The sequence below is a fragment of the Phytohabitans houttuyneae genome (genome assembly GCF_011764425.1).
GTDB lineage: Bacteria > Actinomycetota > Actinomycetes > Mycobacteriales > Micromonosporaceae > Phytohabitans > Phytohabitans houttuyneae.
Map to the genome: position 1 here is coordinate 61979 of NZ_BLPF01000004.1, position 20167 is coordinate 82145.

Below are 20167 nucleotides of genomic sequence, written 5' to 3' on the forward strand. Positions count from 1 at the left end.
CCTACGCCCACGCGGGGAGAAGCATGCGACCACTGATCGCGATCGTCGGTAGCTTGGAGCCGGGCCGGGACTACGACCCGCCGGGTGGGGTGCCCGAGGACGCCGAAGGCGCGGCGGTGGCGATCGGGCGGGAGCTGGCGATGAGAGGCTGCCGCATCGTGGTCTTCTCCAGCCGGCCGGAGTACATCGAGCGGGCGGTGGTGCGCGGCTACCTGGCATCCGGCCAGGCGACTCCTGGATCGGTGGAGGTCCGCGCCCGCTACGGCCACGACACCGCCTTCGACGAGATGAGCAGCCGGCCCGAGGCGATCGCCGTCAAGCCCGAGCCGACCGCCGACTGGGAGGTGGCGTTCTACCGTTCGTTACTCGTCGTCGACGGCGTCGTGCTGATCGGCGGTGCCCGGGCGACGTTCGCCGCCGGTCTCATCGCCCTGTCCCGCCGGATCGCGGTGGCGCCGGTCGCCGCGTTCGGCGGTGCCGCCCAGCGGATCTGGCACCGGCTGGGAAACGGCGATAACCACGCATCCGAGGAGGACATCTCCGCGCTGGGACAGCGCTGGGGGACAGCGAGCGCCGGTGCTGTCGTCGGCTCCCTCATGGCGCAGCACGACCGGCGCACCGCCGAGGAGGAGCGCGGTCGCCGCGGCGAGGCCTCGGCACGGCGCCGTACGGCGGCCGGCCTCGTGGCCGCCCTGCTGCTCCTGCTGCTGGCGCTGACCACCATACCGGTCGCGTACGCCCTCCCGCTCGGCATGTGGCCGGGCCTGACGGTCCTGGTCACAGCCGCGTTGCTGGCGTCGATCTGGGGTGCGGTGATCCGCAACGCCTACGACGGCGGGGTGGGGTGGCTGCGCGCCGCCGCGCTCGGCTCGGCGGCCGGGTGCATCGCATTCCTCCTGTTCGTCGCGGCGCAGATGTCGACGAACCCTGACCTCTTCGTCGGTGACGGCGCGCGTCGGCTTGTCTTCTTCGTGCTCGCGATTGGGTTCATCGGTGGCTTCACCTCCGAGGTGGTCTACCGGAAGCTGCGCGACCAGGACGTGACGCAGACGTCGGTGCTGCCACCACCCGGCACCTGAGCCGGCTGTCCAACGGGCGTGGACGCGGCGCGGCCCGGGCCAGAGGTCCCCGGGGCCGCGCGTCTCAGCGCCTCCGCCCTGCGCGGAAAGCGCGGATGGTCACCCGCAGGGCTGACCCTCCACATTGGCCTTCGACTCGGCCAGGACCACGTCGGTCAGCAGCGTGTCCAGGAAGACCGCTCGCTGCACGATAGTGTTGCCGGTCTTCTGGGTGCTGTTGATCTGGAGCGAGCCCACCAGCAGCGGGATCGTCAGCGGCGCGGTGCCCACGGTCACCGGCACGCCGTTGATCTTCAGGCTGGCGATGGAGGAGGCTCCGGCGAGCTGCGCCTTCAGGCCTTCCGGCTCCTTCACGCAGGTCGCCGAGGCCGACGACTTGATGACGCCCAGCTCGATGACCACCAGACCGGCGGTGATCTTCGTCTTCTCGATCGTGGCCTTGGCCGAACCGCTGTCGCCCACCGCGGGCGGTGCGCTGTTCAGGTCGTCCGGCGTCTGGTCGGTGCGGGCGTCCAGCAGGCTGGTCTCCACCTTGACGATGCCGGCGTTCAGGGTCGACTGCGCGACCGTGGCGACGTCATCGGCGCAGGGCACGTCGGCCGGGTTGGCCTGTGCCGCCTTGAGGCCCGCGATCTTCACCGCGGTCGCCTGGCAGGAGAACGTGCCGTCCCGCTCGTTGTCCACGATCGTGCCCGTACCCGCGCCGTCGACGATGGCGGCGCCGGTGGGCGCGGACAGGTTGACCGTGAAGGTCTCGTCCGGCTCGTTCACCGCGTCGTCGACGATCGGCACCGGAACCGGCTTGGTCGTCTCGCCCGCGGCGAAGGTGAGCGTGCCGTTCACGGCCGTGTAGTCGCCCGGCGCGGTCGCCGTGCCGTTCGCGGTCGCGTACTTGACGGTCACCGGGTTGGTGGTGGGTCCGGTCCGGGTGACAGTGAAGACCGCCGGCCCACCATTTTCCGGTACCTCGACGTCGTCGATCTTCAGCCCGGGAACGTTGACGGTGAGCTTCTGGACGAAGCCGCGGCTCTCGCCGTCGATCAGGAAGTCCACAGTGCACTCGTGAGTGCCGGCCGGCACGCTGCCGGCGAGCGCGACGTGCTCGGTGAAGGTGGCGTCCTCGCCGCTGGTCACTGTCCGGTTGGCGGGGAGAACGTCACGGAGACGCCGGCCGGGCAGGAGACGACCTTCGGCGTGACGGTCACCTCGATGGCCTTGATGCCCGCGAGGATGGCGTCGGCGACCTCGTCGCCGGCGACGCCGCTCAGCAGCACCCCGCCGGTGGCGGCGGTGAGGTTGCTGAACTGGCCCTCGCTGTCCAGCGCGCCCACGTCCACCGCGACGAGGCGGATGCCCGCGGCCTGCAGGGCGGCCGAAGTGTCAGCGAGCGTGTGACCGCCGCTGGGGTCGTGCGACGGCGCGTCACCGAAGATCACCGCGATGCGGGTGCTGTCCGCACGGAACGCGACGGCGCCGGTGGCCACCTCGTAAAGCGCGTTCAGGTTGGCCTCGGGGAAGTCGCCTCCGCCGGAGGCCACCCACTGGTTGATGCCCGCTTGGACCGACGGGTCGTCGTCGGTCAGGTTCTGGTTGACCCGGAATGGAGAGGAGTCGGTGAAATCCTTGTACTCGGCGACCGCGAACTGCGCTGTCGGCTGCGCGGTGCTCACCTCGTTGAGGATGTCAGCCGCATTGGTACGGACGTTTGCGATCGCGCCGCCCATGCTGCCCGTGGTGTCGGCGATGAATACGAGGTCGGGCTTGGGCGGGACGGGTGGAGTGTGCACCACCTTGTTGACGTCGGCGGATCCGCCAGGGCCGAGCGTGAGCGTCACGTTGGACGGCTCCACCCCCGGATCCGCTGCGGCTCCGGCCGGGACGAGCGCCCAGCCGGAGCTGGCTAGGCACCCTGCCAACAGGGTGGCCATGAATCTCCTCTGGCGGCGGCTTCGCACGCGCATTACGGTTCTCCTCCCCTTTTTGGGCACGGTCCACCGCACTCCGAATTGGGTACCGGAACAGAATCGCACTTCTTTTGAAACGCGCCGGAGGGCAGTGGAATCACTATGCAGAGTGAACCAGTCACCGGTTTGCGCCAGCAAATCTTGACTAGGCATCAACGGTCTTGTACGCGGCGCCTTTTCTTGTCAAATTGCCGACAGCCCTGAGCGTGTACCTCGCAGAGACCTCGGCCATTCGGACGACCCTCGGGGGTGGATGAGATGAAGCCGTTTATTTCGTTCACGCCATTGGAGTGTCCGCCGATCGGAGGACATCCAATATCGCGAGTGGGAAATAGATCCGGATTGCCCGTCTTGCTCACTGCCAGGGGTCGGTGATCTCGCGAAGCTGGGTGAGGATGCCGCGCAGCTGGCTCATCCGCCGATCGCCGAGGTGCTTGGCCCACTCCGCCTCGACCTCGGCGACGACGGCCGCGGCGAGCGGGACGGCCCGCGCGCCGCGCTCGGCGATGCGGACAAGGCGTGCGCGGGCGTCGGTCGGGTCGGGGACCCGCTCGACGTAGCCCGCCCGCTCGAGCTGGTCGACGAGGAAGCCGGCCGACTGCTTGGTTATCTGAGCCTGCTCCGCCAGCTCGGTCAGCCGGCTGCCTCCGGGGGCGATCCGCTGGAAGACCCGTGCCTGGGCGGGCGTGAAGTCGTCGAATCCCGCCGCGGCCATGGCCTCGAAGACGCGGGCCTCCATCGCCCGATAGGGGATGTAGAGCAGCAGGCCGACGTTGAGGGGCGCCTCTGCCACACCCAGCCTCCTTGAAGTTAGTCAGAGTCTCTGATTAAAGTAGTCAGAGAAGCTTACCAAATCGCTGCACTGGAGGATCATCGTGGACAGCGAGGAGAGCTGGCAGGTCATCGCCGGGCAGCGGCTGGCGCTCGCCGAGCTGCTGGAGGGACTGTCCGCGGCGGAGTGGGAGACGCCGTCGCTGTGCGCGGGCTGGCGGGTGCGTGACGTCGCCGCACACGTCGCGATGGCGCCGCAGGTGCTGAGCCTCCGCACGATGACCGTCGAGTGGCTGCGCGCCGGCGGCCGCTTCCACCGGCTCAACCACGACCTGGCGGTGCGGCACGCGCAGAGCCGACCCACCGGGCGCCTGGTCGAGGAGCTCCGCGAGCACGCCTCGTCGCGCCGGCTGCCCATGGTCACCAGCTACCGCAACACCCTCTTCGACATCCTCGTCCACGGCCAGGACATCGCGGTCCCGCTGGGCCGGCCGCACCACATGCCGCCGGCGGCCGCCCGAGCCGGCGCCACGCGCGTGTGGTCGATGGGCTGGCCCTTCTGGGCCCGTCGCCGCCTGCGGGGCGTGCGCCTGGTCGCCACCGACGTCGAGTGGTCGGCCGGTGCCGGTGCCGAGGTGGAGGGCCCGATCGAGGCACTGCTGTTACTGCTCACCGGCCGGGTCGCCACCGCGCTGCCCCACCTCCGTGGCGCGGGCGTGCCCGCGCTGCCCAGGTAGGGGCCGACGCGTCCCGGGCGCAGGCCTGCCCGGGTAGGGCCGACGCCTCCGGGCGCCGGCGGGGCGCGTCAACTTGAGGTTGACGCCGCGATTTCGTCAACCTAAGGTTGACGCATGACGACGCCACCCATCAAGCTCGACGACCTCATCGCCGGCATCAAAAAGGTCCACACCGAGCCCCTGGAGCAGCTCGCCGACGCCGTGCTCGCCGGCGAGCACCTCGGAGAGCTCGCCGATCACCTGATCGGCCACTTCGTCGACCAGGCCCGCCGGTCCGGTGCATCGTGGACGGAGATCGGCAGGAGCATGGGGGTCACCAAGCAGGCCGCGCAGAAGCGGTTCGTGGCCAAGGGCGAGCCGATCACGCTCGATCCGCAGGAGGGCTTCCGCCGGTTTACGCCTCGCGCGCGGGCGGTCGTGATGGAGTCCATGGAGGCCGCGCGCGCCGCCGGCAACGTCTTCATCAGCCCGGTCCACGTCGTGCTCGGCCTGCTGACCGAGCCCGAGGCGCTGGCCGCCAAGGCGATCATCGACCAGGGTGTACCCTGGATCGGGTCCGGGAGGCGGCCAAGGCGGCGCTGCCCACGGGCGGTGCGCCGGTCGAGGGTCTGATCCCCTACGACGCCGACGCGAAGAAGGTCATGGAGCTGACCTTCCGGGAGGCATTGCGGCTCGGGCACAACTACATCGGCACCGAGCACATCCTGCTGGCGCTGCTCGAGCAGGAAAACGGCAGTGGCCTCTTCGCCGACCTCGGCATCGGCAAGGAGGGGACCGAGGAGGAGATCGTTCGCTTCCTGGACGCGGCGCAGCGCGCGAAGGGATAGCCAGGGGCGCCCGAGACCGTGGCGCCGCCTGCCAGGATGCCGTTATGGCGTATGACGAGGATCTTGCCGATCGGGTGCGGGAGCTGGTCGGGCGGGAGACCAGGCTCGACGAGAAGCGCATGTTCGGCGGCCTGGCGTTCATGGTGGGCGGCAACATGGCGGTGGTCGTGCGGGGCAAGGGCGGGCTCATGGTGCGGGTCGACCCGGCCGAGTCGGAGGCCCTTCAGGCGCGGCCGGGCGTCGAGGCGATGGTCATGCGGGGCCGTGAGATGGCGGGCTGGCTCGTCGTGGAGCCGGCGCGGCTCGCGCGGGACGCCGACCTGAAGCAGTGGGTCGACCGCGGCTGCGCCTACGCCAGGACGCTGCCCACGAAGTGAGCCAGCAGCGCCACGCTGACCTCACGGTCAGCGCAGCGGGCTGTACGCGGTCAGGAAGCGGTCGCGGAAGGTGTCCATCCGCCACACGGGGGCGTCCTTGCTCGGCTTGATGCCCTGCTCCCACTGCCAGCCGGAGATCCGGTCCAGCACACCGCGGTCGCGCGTGACGATCGAGATCGGCACGTCGTGCGTGGCGCCCTTGCCGGTGAGCAGCGGCGCCGGCTGGTGGTCGCCGAGGAAGATCAGCACGAGGTTGTCGTCGCCGTGCCGCTCGACGTACGAGGTGAGCGCGGTCAGCGAGTACTGGATCGACTGCCGGTAGTGCGCGCGGGTCTTGTCGCCGTCGCGCCACACCTCCTCCGGCGACTCGCCCTCCTTGGCCATCGGGCCGAAGACGGAGCCGTCGCCGACGTTGTTCCAGTCGATCATCCGGGGGAGCGGGGCCCATGGCGCGTGGCTGGAGGTGAGCGGCATCTCCGCCATCAGCGGCCCTCGGCCCGCCCGGCCCCGCTCCAGCCGCTCGAACGCGGTCAGCGTGTACTGGTCAGGCATCGTGGCCAGCGCGAACGCCGGACCCTGGTACCCCATGCTCTTGGCGTCGTAGATCTGGTCGTACCCGTAGAAACGCCCCTCTGGCCAGGCCTGCGTCACGCCGGGCATGATGCCGACCGTCCGCCAGCTGGCCCGGCTGAAGGCGCTGCTGAGCGTGAGGCGGTCGCTGGAGACGAGCGTGTTGTACCGCTTCTGGTTGTCGATCCAGAGCCCGGAGTTGAGCGTCGCGTGCGCCAACCAGCTGCCGCCGCCCGCCGTCGACGAGGTCAGAAACGCGCTGCGGGAGTCGAAGCCGGCCGCGGCGAGCCGGCGGTTGCCGTCGTCGAGCGCCGAGCCGACCTGCGCCGCGTAGAGCGGGTCCTCGATCGCGTCACGGCCGTAGCTCTCGATGAACGTGAGCAGCACGTCCTTGCCGCGCAGCGCGGTGAGCAGCCGCTCGCCCGGCGTGTTCCGGAAGACGTCAACCTTCGCCTCGCCCTCGAACATCTCCTGGTCGCGCAGGCTCGTGCGGATCTGGGCCGCGTGACCCTTGGCGATCGCGGCCGTGTCGGTGGCCGCGAGCGGCGCGTCGGAGACCACCTGGGCGCCGAGCGCGGCGCAGACGAACCAGGCCAGCACCAGCGCGGCGGTGGCCCGCGTGGCGGTCTGCCGGTGCGTCACGAGCTGGCGGGTCGTGCGCAGCATGGCGAGCGTCATCAGGACGATCAGGGCGACGACCAGCAGAACCACACCGATGACCGCGCCGATCGCGCCGGCCTTGCCGACGGCCTGGGTGAGGAACACGTACGCCGGGTCGAAGAGGGTCGTGTCGAACACCGGGTCGAAAGGTCGGTCAAGGACCGAGTAGAAGCCCATGTCGACGGCCTTCAGGACCGTGACCAGGGCGAGGCCGGCGCCGGCGAGGATCGCCAGCACGCGCCGCGGGCGCGCCGGAAGGGCCAGCAGCACGGCGATGCCCACGACGGCCTCGACCGGGATCCGCAGGAACGTCCAGGGTGTGATCTTGGCGAGCTCGTTGGGCAGCAGGAGCGCGCCGATTACCAGTAGCCAGGCCATTACGGTGGCGACACGCCCCGCGACGGGGCGGATGCGCGCGAGCCGCTGCGGCCTGGCGGGCTCCTCCCGCGGGGCCGCCGGCGCGGCCGGCTCTGCGAGGGGCGTCAAGGTCCGCACGACAACTAGAACGACCATTTCACGAGATCAGTTCAAACCCGTCCGACCAGGGTATGGCGGAACGATGACTGACGCGGACAAGACGCCCATCGGGGATCCCGACGACGTCGACGGGGACTTCGCTGAGGAGCACGCCTCACTGACGCTCGCGGACGAGGACGAAGGCGGCCCGGAGGGCGAGGCCGAGCCGGAGTCGCCAAAAGGGTATGCCGGCACGGACTGAGATTCCGGTAAATTTACGGAACCTGTGTACCCGGGAGGTTTCGTGAGCACCGATGAGCTGGCCGGTGTCCATCCGGCGTGGTTGCCACCGAGGGCGTTCCGGGCGATCGCCGCGCGCCGGGTGGCCGTCCACGGCACGGGCCCGCTGGCCGACACGGTGCGGGAGGAGGCGGTCCGGGCCGGCGCCACCCTCGCCGAGGACGCGGAGCTCGTCTTCAAGCTCACCGGCGACCGCGCGCCGCTCGGCGACGAGGGCTTCGCGATCTCCCGCGCCGGCGGCGTGACGCTGGTGCTGGCGGACGCGCCCGCCGGCCTGCTCCACGGCTTCTTCCACGTCGTGCGGCTGGGCGAGGCGGCCTTCACCGGCGAGCGGCCGGTGGAGCGGCACGTGCCCGCGATGCGGCGGCGGATGCTGGACCACTGGGACAACCTCGATGTGCATCCGGTGATGGGTCAGGTCGAGCGCGGATACTCGGGCGGCTCGATCTTCTGGGAGGCCGGCGCACAGCGCGACCTCGCCCGCGTCCGGGCGTACGCGCGGCTGCTCGCCGCCACCGGGATCAACGCCGTCGCGATCAACAACGTCAACGTGCACCGTGCCGAGGCGCACCTGCTCACCGACCGGGTCGGCGAGGTCGCGGCGGTCGCGGCCGCGTTCCGGCCGTACGGCATCCGCGTGCACCTCTCGGTCAGCTTCGCCTCGCCGGTCGTGCTCGGCGGGCTGCCGACGGCCGACCCGCTCGACCCGGCCGTGCGCGCCTGGTGGGCGGAGACGACCTGGCGGGTGTACGAGGCGATTCCCGACTTCGGCGGCTACGTCGTGAAGGCCGACTCCGAGGGGCAGCCGGGACCGTTCGGGTACGGGCGCAGTCACGCGGACGGCGCCAACCTGCTCGCCGAGGCGCTCGAGCCCTTCGGCGGCGTGGTGCACTGGCGCGCTTTCGTCTACAACCACCGGCAGGACTGGCGGGACCGCTCGACCGACCGGGCACGCGCCGCGTACGACCACTTCGCACCGCTGGACGGCCAGTTCCGGGACAACGCGATCCTCCAGGTCAAGTACGGACCGATCGATTTCCAGACCCGCGAGCCGATCTCCCCGGTGATCGCCGCGATGCCCGCCACCAACGTGGCGGTCGAGCTTCAGGTCACGCAGGAGTACACCGGGCAGCAGCGGCACGCCTGCTACCTCGGTCCGATGTGGAGCGAGGTGCTCCGCTTCCCGCTCGCCGGCCACGTCACGGTGGCCGGGCTCGCCGAGGAGCTCGTCGCGGTCTCCAACGTCGGCGACGACCCCTACTGGACGGGACACCCGCTCGCCCAGGCCAACCTCTACGCCTTCGGCCGGCTTGCCTGGGAACCGTCGCTCGACCCACTGTCCATCCTGGACGAATGGGTGGACCTGACGCTCGGCCCGGACGTGGACCGGGAGGCGCTGCACGGGATCCTGGACGACTCGTGGCGCACCTACGAGTCGTACACGGCGCCGCTGGGTGTGGGCTTCATGGTGCGGCCGGGCCACCACTACGGCCCGGACGTCGACGGGTACGAGTACACGCCGTGGGGCACGTACCACTTCGCCGACCGGGACGGCGTCGGCGTCGACCGTACGCGGGCGACCGGCACCGGCTTCACCGGCCAGTACCCGAAGCCCTGGTCGGACGTGTACGAGTCGGTGGAGCGGTGCCCCGACGAGCTGCTGCTCTTCTTCCACCACGTGCCGTACGGCCACGTGCTGCACAACGGCGCGACGGTGATCCAGCACATCTACGACACCCACTTCGCCGGCGCCGAGCGGGTGGAGGAGATGCGGCGGCTCTGGGACCGGCTCGACGGGCAGGTGGACCCCGCCCTCTTCGAGCGGGTCCGGGAGCGCCTCGACGAGCAGGTGCGCTCCGCGGCGGAGTGGCGCGACCAGATCAACACGTACTTCCACCGCAAGTCGGGGGTGCCGGACGCGAAGGGCCGGCGCATCTACTGACGCAGCACCATCACGCCGCGCGCGTCCAGCCGGATCACCTGTCCGATGTGGACCCGCGCCCCGGTGAGCAGGTCGACGCCGCCCGCCCGGGCCACGACCTCGACCGCCTCGGCGTTGTGGTTGAGCAGAAAGAGCAGGTGCGTGCCGTCGCGGGTGACCCGCACCGCCGTCTCCAGGTCGGGCACGTCCGGGTACGGCCCGCCGAGGTTGTGCCAGTCGAGCACCTGGCGGATCACCCAGGAGACGCCCGCCTGCTCCAGCCCCGCCCCCACGTACCAGCCGTAGCCCGCGCCGAAGACGTTTCGGGTCACCGCCGCGGTGCCGGCGTAGAAGTCCTCCCGGTACGTGCCGACGACCTCCGCGCCCTGCGGTATCACCAGCTCGAAGAGCAGCCGCGCGTCGACGACCGGGCCGTTGGCCAGGTGCACCGGGTTGACGAAGTCCGGGCCGCGCGCGTCCCACTCGTCGACGCGGACGCCCATCAGGGCGCCGAGCGGCCCGGGCACATCCATGAGGAACGCGTTGTCGTCCTCGTCCACCCGCCCGGACAGGAAGGTGGCCACCACCGAGCCGCCGCGGCTGGCCACCTGCTCCAGCCGCTCGGCGAGGTCGCCCTTGACCATGTGCAGCGCCGGGGCGATCACCACGTCGTACCGGGACAGGTTGGCGGTGACCGGCACCACGTCGACGTCGGCGCCGGCGTCCCACAGCGCCCGGTGGTACGCGAGCACCACCTGCTGGTACTTGACCAGCCGGGACGGCCCGTCCGAGATCTCCAGCGCCCACCAGCTGTCCCAGTCGAAGAGCAGCGCCACCCGCGCCGGGGTGCGCGCGCCGAGAGTGACGCCGCCCAGCCGCGAAAGCTCCGCGCCGAGCTCCGCGACCTCCCGGAAGACCCGGGTGTCGGAGCGGCTGCCATGCCCGATGACCGCGCCGTGGTACTTCTCGCAGGCGCCCCGCGACGCGCGCATCTGGAAGAACAGCACCGCGTCGGCGCCGTGTGCCACGGCCTGCCAGCTCCACAGGCGCATGAGCCCGGGCCGCTTGAGCGGGTTGACGTCACGCGACGCGGTGAAGCTCGGAGTCTGCTCCATCAGCCAGAACGGCTGGCCGTCCTTGAGCCCGCGCATCAGGTCGTGTGTGAGCGCCATCCGTGCCTGCGACGTGTCGTCCGGCGGGTAGTTGTCCCACGAGGCGAAGTCGAGGTGCGGCGCCCAGCGGTGGTAGTCGATCGGCCGGTACATGCCCATGAAGTTGGTGGTCACGGGCGTGTCCGGGTCGTACCCGCGGATCGCGGCCTTCTCGTCGCGGAAGTTGGTGAGCATCGCGTCGGACATGAAGCGCAGGTAGTCGAGCGTGATGCCCTGGAACGCGGTGTGGTCCGGCCCGCGCCAGTGCTCGGTCAACGCCGACGGCGGCTCGATCTCGTCCCAGTCGGTGAACGTGTGCGACCAGAACGTGGTGTTCCAGGCGGCGTTCAGACGCTCCAAAGTGGAGTACCGCTCCCGCAGCCAGCCGCGGAACCCCGCCGCGCAGTTGTCGCAGTAGCAGGCGCCGCCGTACTCGTTGCCGACGTGCCAGGCGATGACCGCGGGATTTCCGGCGTACCGCTCGGCGATGCGCCGCGCCATCTCGGCGGAGAGGCGGCGGAAGACCGGTGAGCTGGGGCAGGCGTTGTGCCGCTGCCCGTACCGGCGGCGCCGCCCTTCGAAGTCGGTGCGGTTGACCTCCGGGTGCGCCTTGGCCAGCCACGGCGGCAGCGCGCCGGTGCCGGTGGCGAGGCAGATGTGCCGCCCCTCGGCGGAGATCCGCTCGACGATCCGGTCCAGTGTCGTGAAGTCGTACACGTCCGGGGCCGGCTGGGTCTGCGCCCAGGTGAAGACGCCCACCGTGAGCGTGTCGATGCGGGCGGCCTCGAAGAGCAGGTGGTCCTGCTTCCACACGTCCTCGGGCCACTGCTCCGGGTTGTAGTCCCCGCCGTACGGCATCTTCGACGTGACGGGAACGCCGCTCATGCGGTGAACTCCTCCCGGATCGCCGTGATCATCCGGCGGGAGGTCAGCAGGTACACGAGCGCGAACACCGAGCCCAGCATGACGAGTACCACCTCGGACGTCGCCGCGGTCAGGAGGGCGGCGAGCACCACGAGGCACGCGTTGCCCAGTGTCACCGCGGGCGTGCGGGCGAGGAAGAGCACCGCCAGGCGGGCGACGTCGATCGTCCGGAACGTGAAGAGCGAGGTGATGACCAGCGCGTTGCCCACCCACAGCGCCACCGCGATCGCGATCGCGATGAGCAGCCCGGCCCACCAGCCCGGCACGTCCGCGCTGCCGAAGTTGGCGAGGTTCAGCCCGATGACGGTGAGCCACGCCAGTCCCGGTACCCAGATCTTCAGGCTGCTGAGGAAGTTCAGCCGGTAGCCGCGAAAGAACGCGTTCGCCGGATGGAGGTCGGTGATGTCGCCGCTGCGATGGCGCAGCGCGTAGAGGGCCGCGGATACGGCCGGGCCGAGCGGCAGCGCGCACGCCGCGGCGAGCGGGAGGTTGCTGCTGTCGGCGCTCAGCAGGACCAGCGGGACGAGGCCGGGCAGCGAGGTGAGCAGGACCAGCACCTCGACGACCAGCAGGGTGTAGACAAGAGCGGCGCCCTGCGAGAGGGGCCCGTTGCCAAAATGGCGCTGCCGCGCGGCCGTGGTACTCATCATCAGTCCTCCTGCTCGTTGCCGCTGCCCAGTATCCGGCTCCCGTCCCACCACGGCGGGGTCTCGTCGGCGACGGCGGTGATCTCCACCAGCGTCACCTCGTGGCGGTCGAGGGTGAGGTCGAGGTCGACCCGGCCGTCCGCGATCGGCAGCGCCTGGTGCCGGCGGGCCGGCTCGGCCAGCTCGCGCAGCGTGTCGAGCTGGCGGCGGTCGGGGGAGCGCGGGCGGCCCATCGCGGACCAGGCCGCCCAGGCGTTGCCGGCCTCGTCGCTGACCGACGAGCGCAGCGCGAACGCCGTCCCTTGTGGAGCGCCGACCGGGATCGACAGCGCGAGGGTGTACCCGGCCGGCGCCGCGTCGTGCTCGGTGAGGTCCACCGGCGCCCAGGCCAGCACCGCCACTCGGCCCGTCGCGTCCCGGGTGACCAGGTGGTCCTGGCCGCGGGCCAGGAGCAGCTCGCCCATCCGAGCCATGAACGCGTACAGGTGGTAGGTCGGCTTCTTGACCTGCCGGTGGGTGAGCAGGCCGAACCCGCCGTGAAACAGCGCGGTCGGCACACCCACCTCCTCGAACATGTCGCTGAACGTCCAGTACGAGAAGGAGTCGACAAGGTCGCCGCCGGCGGCCAGCACGGGGGCGAGGTACGCGGCGTTGAAGGCGGTGTCGTGCACCGGGTTGTCCGGCCGGTACGAGGAGTTGAACTCGGTGATGTGCACCGGCAGCCCGGCCAGGGCGGTGCCGCGCAGCTGGCGACCCGGCCCGGCGAACTGCTCCAGCAGGCGGCTCGCCGGAGCCAGCCGCTGGTGCGTGCCGAAGGGCACGTGCTGGGCCGGGCCGGTGGTGTACGCGTGCTGGCTGACGAAGTCGACGGGCACGTCCCGGGAGGCGACGAAGTCGGCGAAGCGCACCAGCCAGTCACCGGCTCCCGGAGCGAGGGCCGGGCCACCGACCTGGAGCTCCGCGTCGACCTCTTTGACGGTGTGCGCGGTCAGCTCGTACAGGCGGTGGTAGGCGTCCTGGTCCGCGCCGGCCCAGAACTGCTTGAGGTTGGGCTCGTTCCACACCTCGATCGGCCAGCCACGCACCTCGTCGAGCCCGTACCTGTCGACGAGGTGGGAGACGGTCGCGCGGACCAGGTCGGCCCACTCGGGCCAGGAGCGCGGGGACGTGATGTTGCCGGCCCACCAGAAGACCGTCTCGTCGCCCGAGGCCAGCTCGGCGGGCATGAAGCCCAGCTCCACAAACGGCTTGATGCCGAGGTCGAGGTACGCGTCGACAACCTGGTCGACGTACGTGAACGAGTGGTGCACGTGGCGGGCGCCGCGGTGCTCGTACGGCCGGTACACGCCGACGCCGTCGCTGAGCAGGCCGTGCCCCCGGATGTAACGGAAGCCGATCTCCCGCTGGATCAGCGCCAGCGAGTCCTGGTAGTCACGCCGCAGGGCGAGCTCGAACCGGCCGGTGCCGACGCAGTAGCGCCAAGCGTCGGACAACCGGCCGGTCGGCTCTTTCGGTACGGAGACCCGCACGGTCAGCCGTGTTCCTTCTTGTAGCGCTCGTACGCCTTCTGCTGCAGTTCCATGTACTGGTCCATGTTCTTTGCCTTCAGCTCGTTCACGTACGCGTCCCACTCGCTGAGTGGCCGCTGGCCGAGAATGAAGCGCAGGGTCTGCTGGTCGACGTAGTCACGCAGTGTGGTCTCCCACAGCGTCGCCTGCTCGCGCTCCTCGTCGCTGAAGGGTGCCGGCGGGGGCACCACCCACGGCGCCTGCTGGCGGGCGTTCAGCACCTTCTGGTACTCCTGCTCCTCCGGCGAGAAGAACGCCTGCACCAGCTCGGGCTTGCCGCCGTAGGCGAACACGCCGTTGTAGAAGCCGAAGTCCTTCTGTAGGTGCTTCGGCGCGTTCGGGTGCAGGCCGACCGCGTTGACATCCGGGGCCAGCTCCGGCTTGCCAGAGGCACCCTTGACGAACGTCGTGCCCTCGACGCCCCACTTTGCGAACTCCTGGCCGGCGTCCGAGTAGAACAGCCAGTCGATGAGCTGCAGCATGGCCACGAAGTTCTTGTTTTCCTTGGCCTTCGAGGAGATCATGACGCCGTTTTCGAGGCGGCTGGCGGGGTTGACCTCGCCGGCCGGTCCGATCGGCAGCGGGATCTTCTTGTACGTCATCTTCGGGGTCTTCGCGGCGTCCGGCCGGTAGTCGTTGACGACAGCCTGCGCGTTACCGGTGATCACGAACGACTTACCGGTGGCCATCTTCGACCGCGCCTGGTCGTCGGTCTGGGTGAAGGCCTCGGGGTCCATCAGCTTCTCAGCCACGAGCTTGTTGAGGAATGTGACCCATTCCTTCCACTTGTCGCTGGCGGCGGTGTAGAAGTACTTGCCGGCGCTGGCGTCCCAGGTGGCGTGGTTGAAGCCCCAGCCGCCGGGAGCGCCGTAGGACGACCCGAGGATGTTCCACAGGTTGCCGGTCGGCTTGGGCTGGCTGTACCGGTCGGTCATCGGGTACTGGTTCGGGTACTTGGCCTTCATCGCCTTGAGCATGCTGTAGACCTCGTCCCACGTCTTCGGCTCCTGCAGGCCGAGCTCGGTGAGGATGTCGGTCCGGACGACCAGCGAGTAGTCCTGCCAGGCCTTCTCGTGCACGCCGGGCAGCAGGTAGTACTTGCCGTCCGACTGCCGGAGCGTGTTGATCTCAGGCCCCAGGTTCCACTTTTCGACCTTGTCCTTGTAGTTGGGCATGAAGTCGATGTAGTCGCTCACCGGAAGGATCGCGCCCGAGGAGACGAACGCGTTCTCGTCCGGGTGGTACGTCTTCGGGATGATCAGGGGGGCGTCGCCGGCGCTGATCAGCACGCTGCGCTTCTGGTTGTAGTCGCTACCCGGCACCGCCACCTGCTCGAACGTGACGTTGGTGCGCTTCTCCAGCTCCTTCCAGAAGAGCCAGTCGGCCTTGACCGGGTAGTTCGCGTTGTTGAGGAGAAGGATCGAGAACTTGACCGGCTCGGTCGCCTTGAACTGGTCGCCGGCCTTGTAGTTCTCCATGGCGGCGGTCATGTTCTCGGAGAGGTCCTTGCCGGGCTCGTTGTCGTCACCACAGGCGGTGAGCCCCAGCGTGAGAGCGAGTGCGGCGGCCGCGGCGACCGCCGAACGGCGCCGGGATAGTAGGTACATCACACCGTCCTTTCTGGAGGATGAGCATTTCGGAGGGGTGGTAATGGATTCGCGAGCTAACCCTTCACGGCGCCGAGCATGATGCCGGAGACGAAGTACCGCTGGACGAAGGGATAGACCGTGAGGATGGGCAGTGTGGTGAGCACGATGGTTACGGACTTGATGGTCGCGTCGACCTGCGCCTCGTCGGCCTCCGCGATTGCGCCGGCCATTTCGGCACCGGTCGAACCCGCGATGAGATTTCGCAGATAGACGGTCACCGGGAAGAGCTCCTGCCGGTCCATGTAGAGGAACGCGGAAAACCAGGAGTTCCAGAAGGAGACCGCGTAGAAGAGCACCATCGTCGCGACGATCGCCTTCGAGAGCGGCAACACGATCCGCAGCAGGATCCCGTACGTGTTGAGACCGTCGACCGCTGCCGCCTCCTCCAGATCCAGTGGCAGGCTTTCGAAGAATGCCTTCATGACGAGGAGGTTGAAGACGCTGATGGCGTTCGGCAGGGCGATCGCCCACACCGAGTTTTTCAGGCCCAGGCTGGTGACCAGGACGTAGTTGGGGATCAGGCCGCCATTGAAGAACATGGTGAAGACCGCGATGGAGACCAGGAACGTCCGGCCCTTGATGTGCTTCTTGGACAGGACGTATGCGTAGGTGGTGGTCAGGATCAGCGCGACACCCGTGGCTACGACGGTGTAGAAGACGGTGTTGCGGTAGTTCCTCCAGAACATCGCGTCCGATGTCACGTGTTCGTACGCCTCGAGGTTGAACCCCTTCGGGAGGAGGTTCACCTGCCCGCTGATGATGTACGTCTGGTCGCTCATCGAGCGGGCCACGATGTTGATGAACGGGTAGAGCGTCACCACCACCACGCCGGTGAGGATGATGGCGTTGACGACCTGGAACGCGCGGTAACCCTTGCTGGGCCGGATGCCCGGCTTGCGCCGTCTCGGCCGCTTGAGCGCATCGACGGTCACCACAGGCTCGTCCCCACTGTGCGACGGGAGATGAAGTTCGCCGACAGCACGAGCGTCAGCCCGATGATGGATTCGAAAAGCCCGATCGCGGCGGCGTAGCTGAGGTTGCCGGAGACGATGCCGACCCGGTACACGTACGTGGAGATGACGTCCGCGGTCTCGTACGTCAGCGGGTTGTAGATCAGCAGGATCTTCTCGAAGCCGACCGCCATGAACGTGCCGATGTTGAGGATCAGCAGCGTCACCATGGTCGGCCGGATGCCGGGCAGCGTCACGTGCCAGGTCTGGCGCCACCGGTTCGCGCCGTCGATCCGCGCCGCCTCGTACAGGTCCTGGTCGATGGTGGTGAGCGCGGCGAGGTAGAGGATCGTGCCCCAGCCGACGGTCTGCCACAGCTCCGAGGAGACGTAGATGGTGCGGAACCACTCGGGCTTCTGGAGGAACGCGGTGGGTTCGCCGCCGAGCGCGCTCACGAGCTGGTTGACCACGCCGTCGACGGACAGCATCTGCATGAGCATGCCGGCGACGATCACGATGGAGAGGAAGTGCGGCAGGTACGACACCGACTGGACGAACCGCTTGAGGTAGCGGGTGCGCACCTCGTTGAGCAGGAGCGCCAGCACGATCGGCAGCGGGAAGCAGACGAGCAGCGTCAAGCCGCCCAGGACCAGCGTGTTGGTGAAGACGTTCCAGAACGTGGGGTCGCCGAGGAACATCTTCACGTAGCGGAGGCCGACCCAGTACTCGCCGAAAATGCCGCCACCAGGCCGGAACCGCCGGAACGCGATGACGTTTCCGAGCATCGGCAGGTACCTGAAGATCACGAAGAAGAGCAGCGGGAGGATCGCCAGCGAGTACAGCTGCCAGTCCCGGCGCAACGCCCGCCGCCAGCTACGGCGCCCCTTGCGGACCTTGCGGGCCACGGGTGGGAGCGGCGGCTCCGCCATTGTCGTCGGTGGTGGATCCAAGATCTTGGGTGTGCTCATGCGGTGCCTTCCCTCGCGCCGTACCCCTCCTGACCGGCCTGCCGCGGCACCGGCGCGGCGCGGTCGACCCGCGCCTGGGCCTGGAAGCGGCGCTCGTGGCCGATCTCGCGTTCGGCGCCGGTCAGGCGCAGGGACAGCGCGGCCGCCACGTCGCCGGCGGACCGGCCGAAGCGGAGCTCGACGTCACCCGGCTCGACGACGCGCCGGCCGTGCACGCCGGTGAAGGCGGTGACGTCGGCCGGTACGGTGAAGGTCACGCGCGCGGTCTCTCCCGGCTCCAGCGCCACCCGCGTGTACCCGACGAGGCGGACCACCGGCCGGGTGACCTGGGACACGAGGTGGTGCAGGTAGAGCTGGACGACCTCGGTGCCGGCCCGCTCGCCGGTGTTGCGGACCGTCATCCGCACCGTCGCGTCGCCGTCGACCGGCCACTCGGGCTCGCCCGCCGCGTCGTACCACTCGAAGGACGTGTAGCTGAGCCCGTGCCCGAACGGGTACGCCGGCGTGGTGTCCACTGAGGACACCTGGGTGCGGCGGCCGAGCGGCGGCGCCAGGTACGTCGTGGGCACGCCGCCCGCGTCGCGGAGGATGCTGACCGGCAGGCGGCCGGACGGGTTCACCGCGCCGGTGAGCACCTCGGCGAGCGCCTCCCCGCCGAGCTGGCCGGGGAAGAACGCCTGCACGACGCCTGCCGCCGCGTCGAACTCCGCGCCGAGCGCGTACGGCCGGCCGGAGAGCAGCACAAGGACGACGGGCGTGCCGGTGGCCAGCACGGCGCGTACCAGATCGGCCTGGACGCCCGGAAGGTGCAGGTCGACGGCGTCGCAGCCCTCACCCGACGTGCCGCGCCCGAAGAGGCCGGCCCGGTCGCCCACCGCCACCACGCAGACGTCGCTCTCCGCGGCGGCGGCCGCGGCGGCGGCGATGCCCGAGGTGTCGTCGCCGGTGATCTCACAGCCCGGCTGGTACGCCAGGTGCGGGACCAGGCGGCCGAGGGCCTCACGCAGCGTGCTGATCTCCACGCCGACCTCGTGGTCCGGGTGCTTGACGCCGACGTGGGTCGGAAACGCGTAGCAGCCGAGCACGGCCAGCGGGTCGTCCGCGACCGGACCGATCAGCGCCACCCGCGCGCTGGGCGCGATCGGCAGGACGCCGCCGTCGTTGCGCACCAGGACGATCGACTGGCGGGCCAGGCGCAGGGCGATGTCCCGGCTCGTCTCGTCGTCGAAGCGCAGCTCGTCGACGCCGTCCGGCAGCGGCTGCCAGTCTTCGTCGAGAAGGCCCAGCTCGGCCTTCTGCGCGAGCACCCGGCGCACGGCGCGGTCGACCAGCGCCTCGTCGACGGCACCCGCGCGCACCGCTTCGACAAGCGCCGGACCGAAGGCGTCCACGGTGGGCAGCTCGACGTCGATCCCGGCGCGCAGGGCGAGGGCGGCGGCCTGCACGGCGTCGCCGGCGACCGCGTGCAGGGTCTGCAGGAACCGCACCGCGAAGTAGTCCGAGACGACCGTGCCGGTGAAGCCCCACTCGTCGCGGAGCAGGCCGGTCAGCAGCGCCTCGTCGGCGGCCACGGGGAGTCCGTCGATCTCGGCGTACGAGTTCATCACCGAGCGGGCGCCGCCGAGCCGCAGCGCCATCTCGAACGGCGGCAGGATCATGTCGGCCAGCTCGCGCCGTCCCATGGCCACCGGACCGTGGTTGCGGCCGCCGCGAGACGCCGAGTAGCCGGCGAAGTGCTTGAGCGTGGCGACGATGCCGGCACGCTCCAGGCCGCGCACGTACGCCGCGCCGACGGTGCCGACCAGGTACGGATCCTCGCCGATCGTCTCCTCGGTGCGGCCCCACCGGTAGTCGCGGGTGACGTCGACGACCGGTGCCAGCCCTTGGTGCACGCCGGCGGCGCGCATCGAGTGGGCGATCTTTCCCGCCATCTCCTCGACAAGCTCCGGGTCGAACGCGGCGCCCCAGCACAGCGGCGTCGGGAAGGCGGTCGCGCGCCAGGTGGCGAAGCCGGTCAGGCACTCCTCGTGTACCTGCGCGGGGATGCCGAAACGGTTGGTGGCCACGATCTCCGCCTGCGAGACGGCCAGCGAGCGGGCGCCCAGGACCGGGTCGACCGGCGCGGTGCCGAACGGGCGCGTGAGCTGCCCCAGCCCGTGCTGGATGACCTCGCTCCAGGGTGCGCCGTCCATCATGTCGGCCTGGTGCGGCGCGACACCGCCGCCGTCGGCGTCGGCACCCACCCAGATGCCCACGAGTTGGGCGAGCTTTTCCTCCAGCGTCATCAGCGGCAGGAGAGCGTCGGCGCGCTCGGCGGGCGGCAGCTTCGGGTCGCGCCAGCGCGCGTCCGCGGGCGCGAAATCCGTGCCGACCGGTACCTGACCTGCCATGCCACCCCTTCGATGGACGGGGGCGTATGTCGCCGCACCGAGCGGAGTCGCCTGCCGAAAGTTTCCGCAACAACTCCGTTACATCTGGCGGCAACTTAGGCGTCGCTGCCGATCGATGTCAAGAGTCTCGATTGCAATGGTCAACTTGGTGTATGGTCCTGTGGGTCATGCCTGGGCGCGGCTGCCCCTGGCCCTGGCGAGGCTGGCCAAGGTCGGGTCGTCTGTGGCAGAGTCTGCCGAAACTTCCGAGTAGGCTGC

Annotated in this window: 16 protein-coding genes and 1 pseudogene; 6 read left to right on the forward strand and 11 right to left on the reverse strand. The window is 69.9% G+C overall.

Going from position 1 to position 20167, the window contains the following annotated elements:
* The first annotated feature begins 23 nt into the window (after window positions 1-23).
* Window positions 24-1079 carry a hypothetical protein gene (locus Phou_RS42795; protein ID WP_173069435.1) on the forward strand — a complete coding sequence of 352 codons (1056 nt, stop codon included), beginning with the start codon at window positions 24-26 and terminating at the stop codon, window positions 1077-1079.
* A gap of 99 nt (window positions 1080-1178) precedes the next feature.
* Here the strand turns inward: Phou_RS42795 and Phou_RS51745 are convergent, their stop codons facing one another.
* The 3 genes from Phou_RS51745 to Phou_RS42805 all read right to left on the reverse strand — a co-directional run bounded on the left by Phou_RS51745 (window position 1179) and on the right by Phou_RS42805 (window position 3836).
* A complete protein-coding gene (locus tag Phou_RS51745; protein ID WP_218579569.1) occupies window positions 1179-2213 on the reverse strand; it encodes a Calx-beta domain-containing protein in 1035 nt (344 codons plus the stop codon).
* Entirely contained in the window at window positions 2210-3007 is a 798-nt protein-coding gene (locus Phou_RS51750; RefSeq protein WP_218579570.1) for a vWA domain-containing protein, read from the reverse strand. The genes Phou_RS51745 and Phou_RS51750 overlap by 4 nt, the downstream gene beginning before the upstream one ends.
* Window positions 3008-3398: 391 nt before the next feature.
* Window positions 3399-3836: a MarR family winged helix-turn-helix transcriptional regulator gene (locus Phou_RS42805; RefSeq protein ID WP_246274473.1), complete on the reverse strand. Its 438-nt coding sequence runs from the start codon at window positions 3834-3836 to the stop codon at window positions 3399-3401.
* 82 nt (window positions 3837-3918) lie between these two features.
* Here Phou_RS42805 and Phou_RS42810 point away from each other — a divergent pair, with 82 nt between their 5' ends.
* The 3 genes and pseudogenes from Phou_RS42810 (at window position 3919) to Phou_RS42820 (ending at window position 5755) form a co-directional block, all read left to right on the forward strand.
* Window positions 3919-4551 (forward strand): maleylpyruvate isomerase family mycothiol-dependent enzyme, encoded by a 633-nt coding sequence (locus Phou_RS42810; protein WP_173069438.1) that lies wholly within the window; start codon window positions 3919-3921, stop codon window positions 4549-4551.
* 114 nt (window positions 4552-4665) lie between these two features.
* Window positions 4666-5378 (forward strand): annotated as a pseudogene (locus tag Phou_RS42815) (Clp protease N-terminal domain-containing protein).
* A 44-nt stretch (window positions 5379-5422) separates the two neighbouring features.
* Entirely contained in the window at window positions 5423-5755 is a 333-nt protein-coding gene (locus Phou_RS42820) for a TfoX/Sxy family protein (RefSeq protein ID WP_173069443.1), read from the forward strand.
* A gap of 27 nt (window positions 5756-5782) precedes the next feature.
* On the opposite strand, the gene Phou_RS42825 is transcribed toward Phou_RS42820, so the two are convergent.
* Window positions 5783-7471 carry an alkaline phosphatase family protein gene (locus Phou_RS42825; protein WP_246274475.1) on the reverse strand — a complete coding sequence of 563 codons (1689 nt, stop codon included), beginning with the start codon at window positions 7469-7471 and terminating at the stop codon, window positions 5783-5785.
* A 73-nt stretch (window positions 7472-7544) separates the two neighbouring features.
* Here Phou_RS42825 and Phou_RS42830 point away from each other — a divergent pair, with 73 nt between their 5' ends.
* Together Phou_RS42830 and Phou_RS42835 are read left to right on the forward strand one after the other, a co-directional pair.
* Complete coding sequence (locus tag Phou_RS42830; protein WP_173069448.1) at window positions 7545-7703, forward strand: hypothetical protein; 159 nt, start codon at window positions 7545-7547, stop codon at window positions 7701-7703.
* 42 nt (window positions 7704-7745) lie between these two features.
* Window positions 7746-9683 carry an alpha-glucuronidase gene (locus Phou_RS42835; RefSeq protein WP_246274477.1) on the forward strand — a complete coding sequence of 646 codons (1938 nt, stop codon included), beginning with the start codon at window positions 7746-7748 and terminating at the stop codon, window positions 9681-9683.
* On the opposite strand, the gene Phou_RS42840 is transcribed toward Phou_RS42835, so the two are convergent.
* Genes Phou_RS42840 through Phou_RS42870 form a run of 7 tightly spaced genes read right to left on the reverse strand, consistent with a single transcriptional unit; the run spans window position 9677 to window position 19909 of the window.
* Entirely contained in the window at window positions 9677-11698 is a 2022-nt protein-coding gene (locus tag Phou_RS42840) for a beta-galactosidase (protein ID WP_173069451.1), read from the reverse strand. The two genes, Phou_RS42835 and Phou_RS42840, sit on opposite strands and share 7 nt — an antisense overlap.
* A complete protein-coding gene (locus Phou_RS42845; protein WP_218579572.1) occupies window positions 11695-12387 on the reverse strand; it encodes a YesL family protein in 693 nt (230 codons plus the stop codon). Before Phou_RS42845 ends, Phou_RS42840 begins: the two co-directional genes overlap by 4 nt.
* Window positions 12387-13913, reverse strand: a complete 1527-nt coding sequence (locus tag Phou_RS42850) for a GH39 family glycosyl hydrolase (RefSeq protein WP_173069454.1) — start codon at window positions 13911-13913, stop codon at window positions 12387-12389. Before Phou_RS42850 ends, Phou_RS42845 begins: the two co-directional genes overlap by 1 nt.
* 2 nt (window positions 13914-13915) lie before the next feature.
* Window positions 13916-15559 carry an ABC transporter substrate-binding protein gene (locus tag Phou_RS42855; protein WP_173069457.1) on the reverse strand — a complete coding sequence of 548 codons (1644 nt, stop codon included), beginning with the start codon at window positions 15557-15559 and terminating at the stop codon, window positions 13916-13918.
* A 56-nt stretch (window positions 15560-15615) separates the two neighbouring features.
* A complete protein-coding gene (locus Phou_RS42860) occupies window positions 15616-16533 on the reverse strand; it encodes a carbohydrate ABC transporter permease (RefSeq protein ID WP_218579573.1) in 918 nt (305 codons plus the stop codon).
* Entirely contained in the window at window positions 16530-17519 is a 990-nt protein-coding gene (locus tag Phou_RS42865) for an ABC transporter permease (RefSeq protein ID WP_173069460.1), read from the reverse strand. Before Phou_RS42865 ends, Phou_RS42860 begins: the two co-directional genes overlap by 4 nt.
* Window positions 17516-19909 (reverse strand): beta-xylosidase/alpha-l-arabinosidase, encoded by a 2394-nt coding sequence (locus Phou_RS42870; RefSeq protein ID WP_173069463.1) that lies wholly within the window; start codon window positions 19907-19909, stop codon window positions 17516-17518. Before Phou_RS42870 ends, Phou_RS42865 begins: the two co-directional genes overlap by 4 nt.
* Between the last annotated feature and the right edge of the window lie 258 nt (window positions 19910-20167).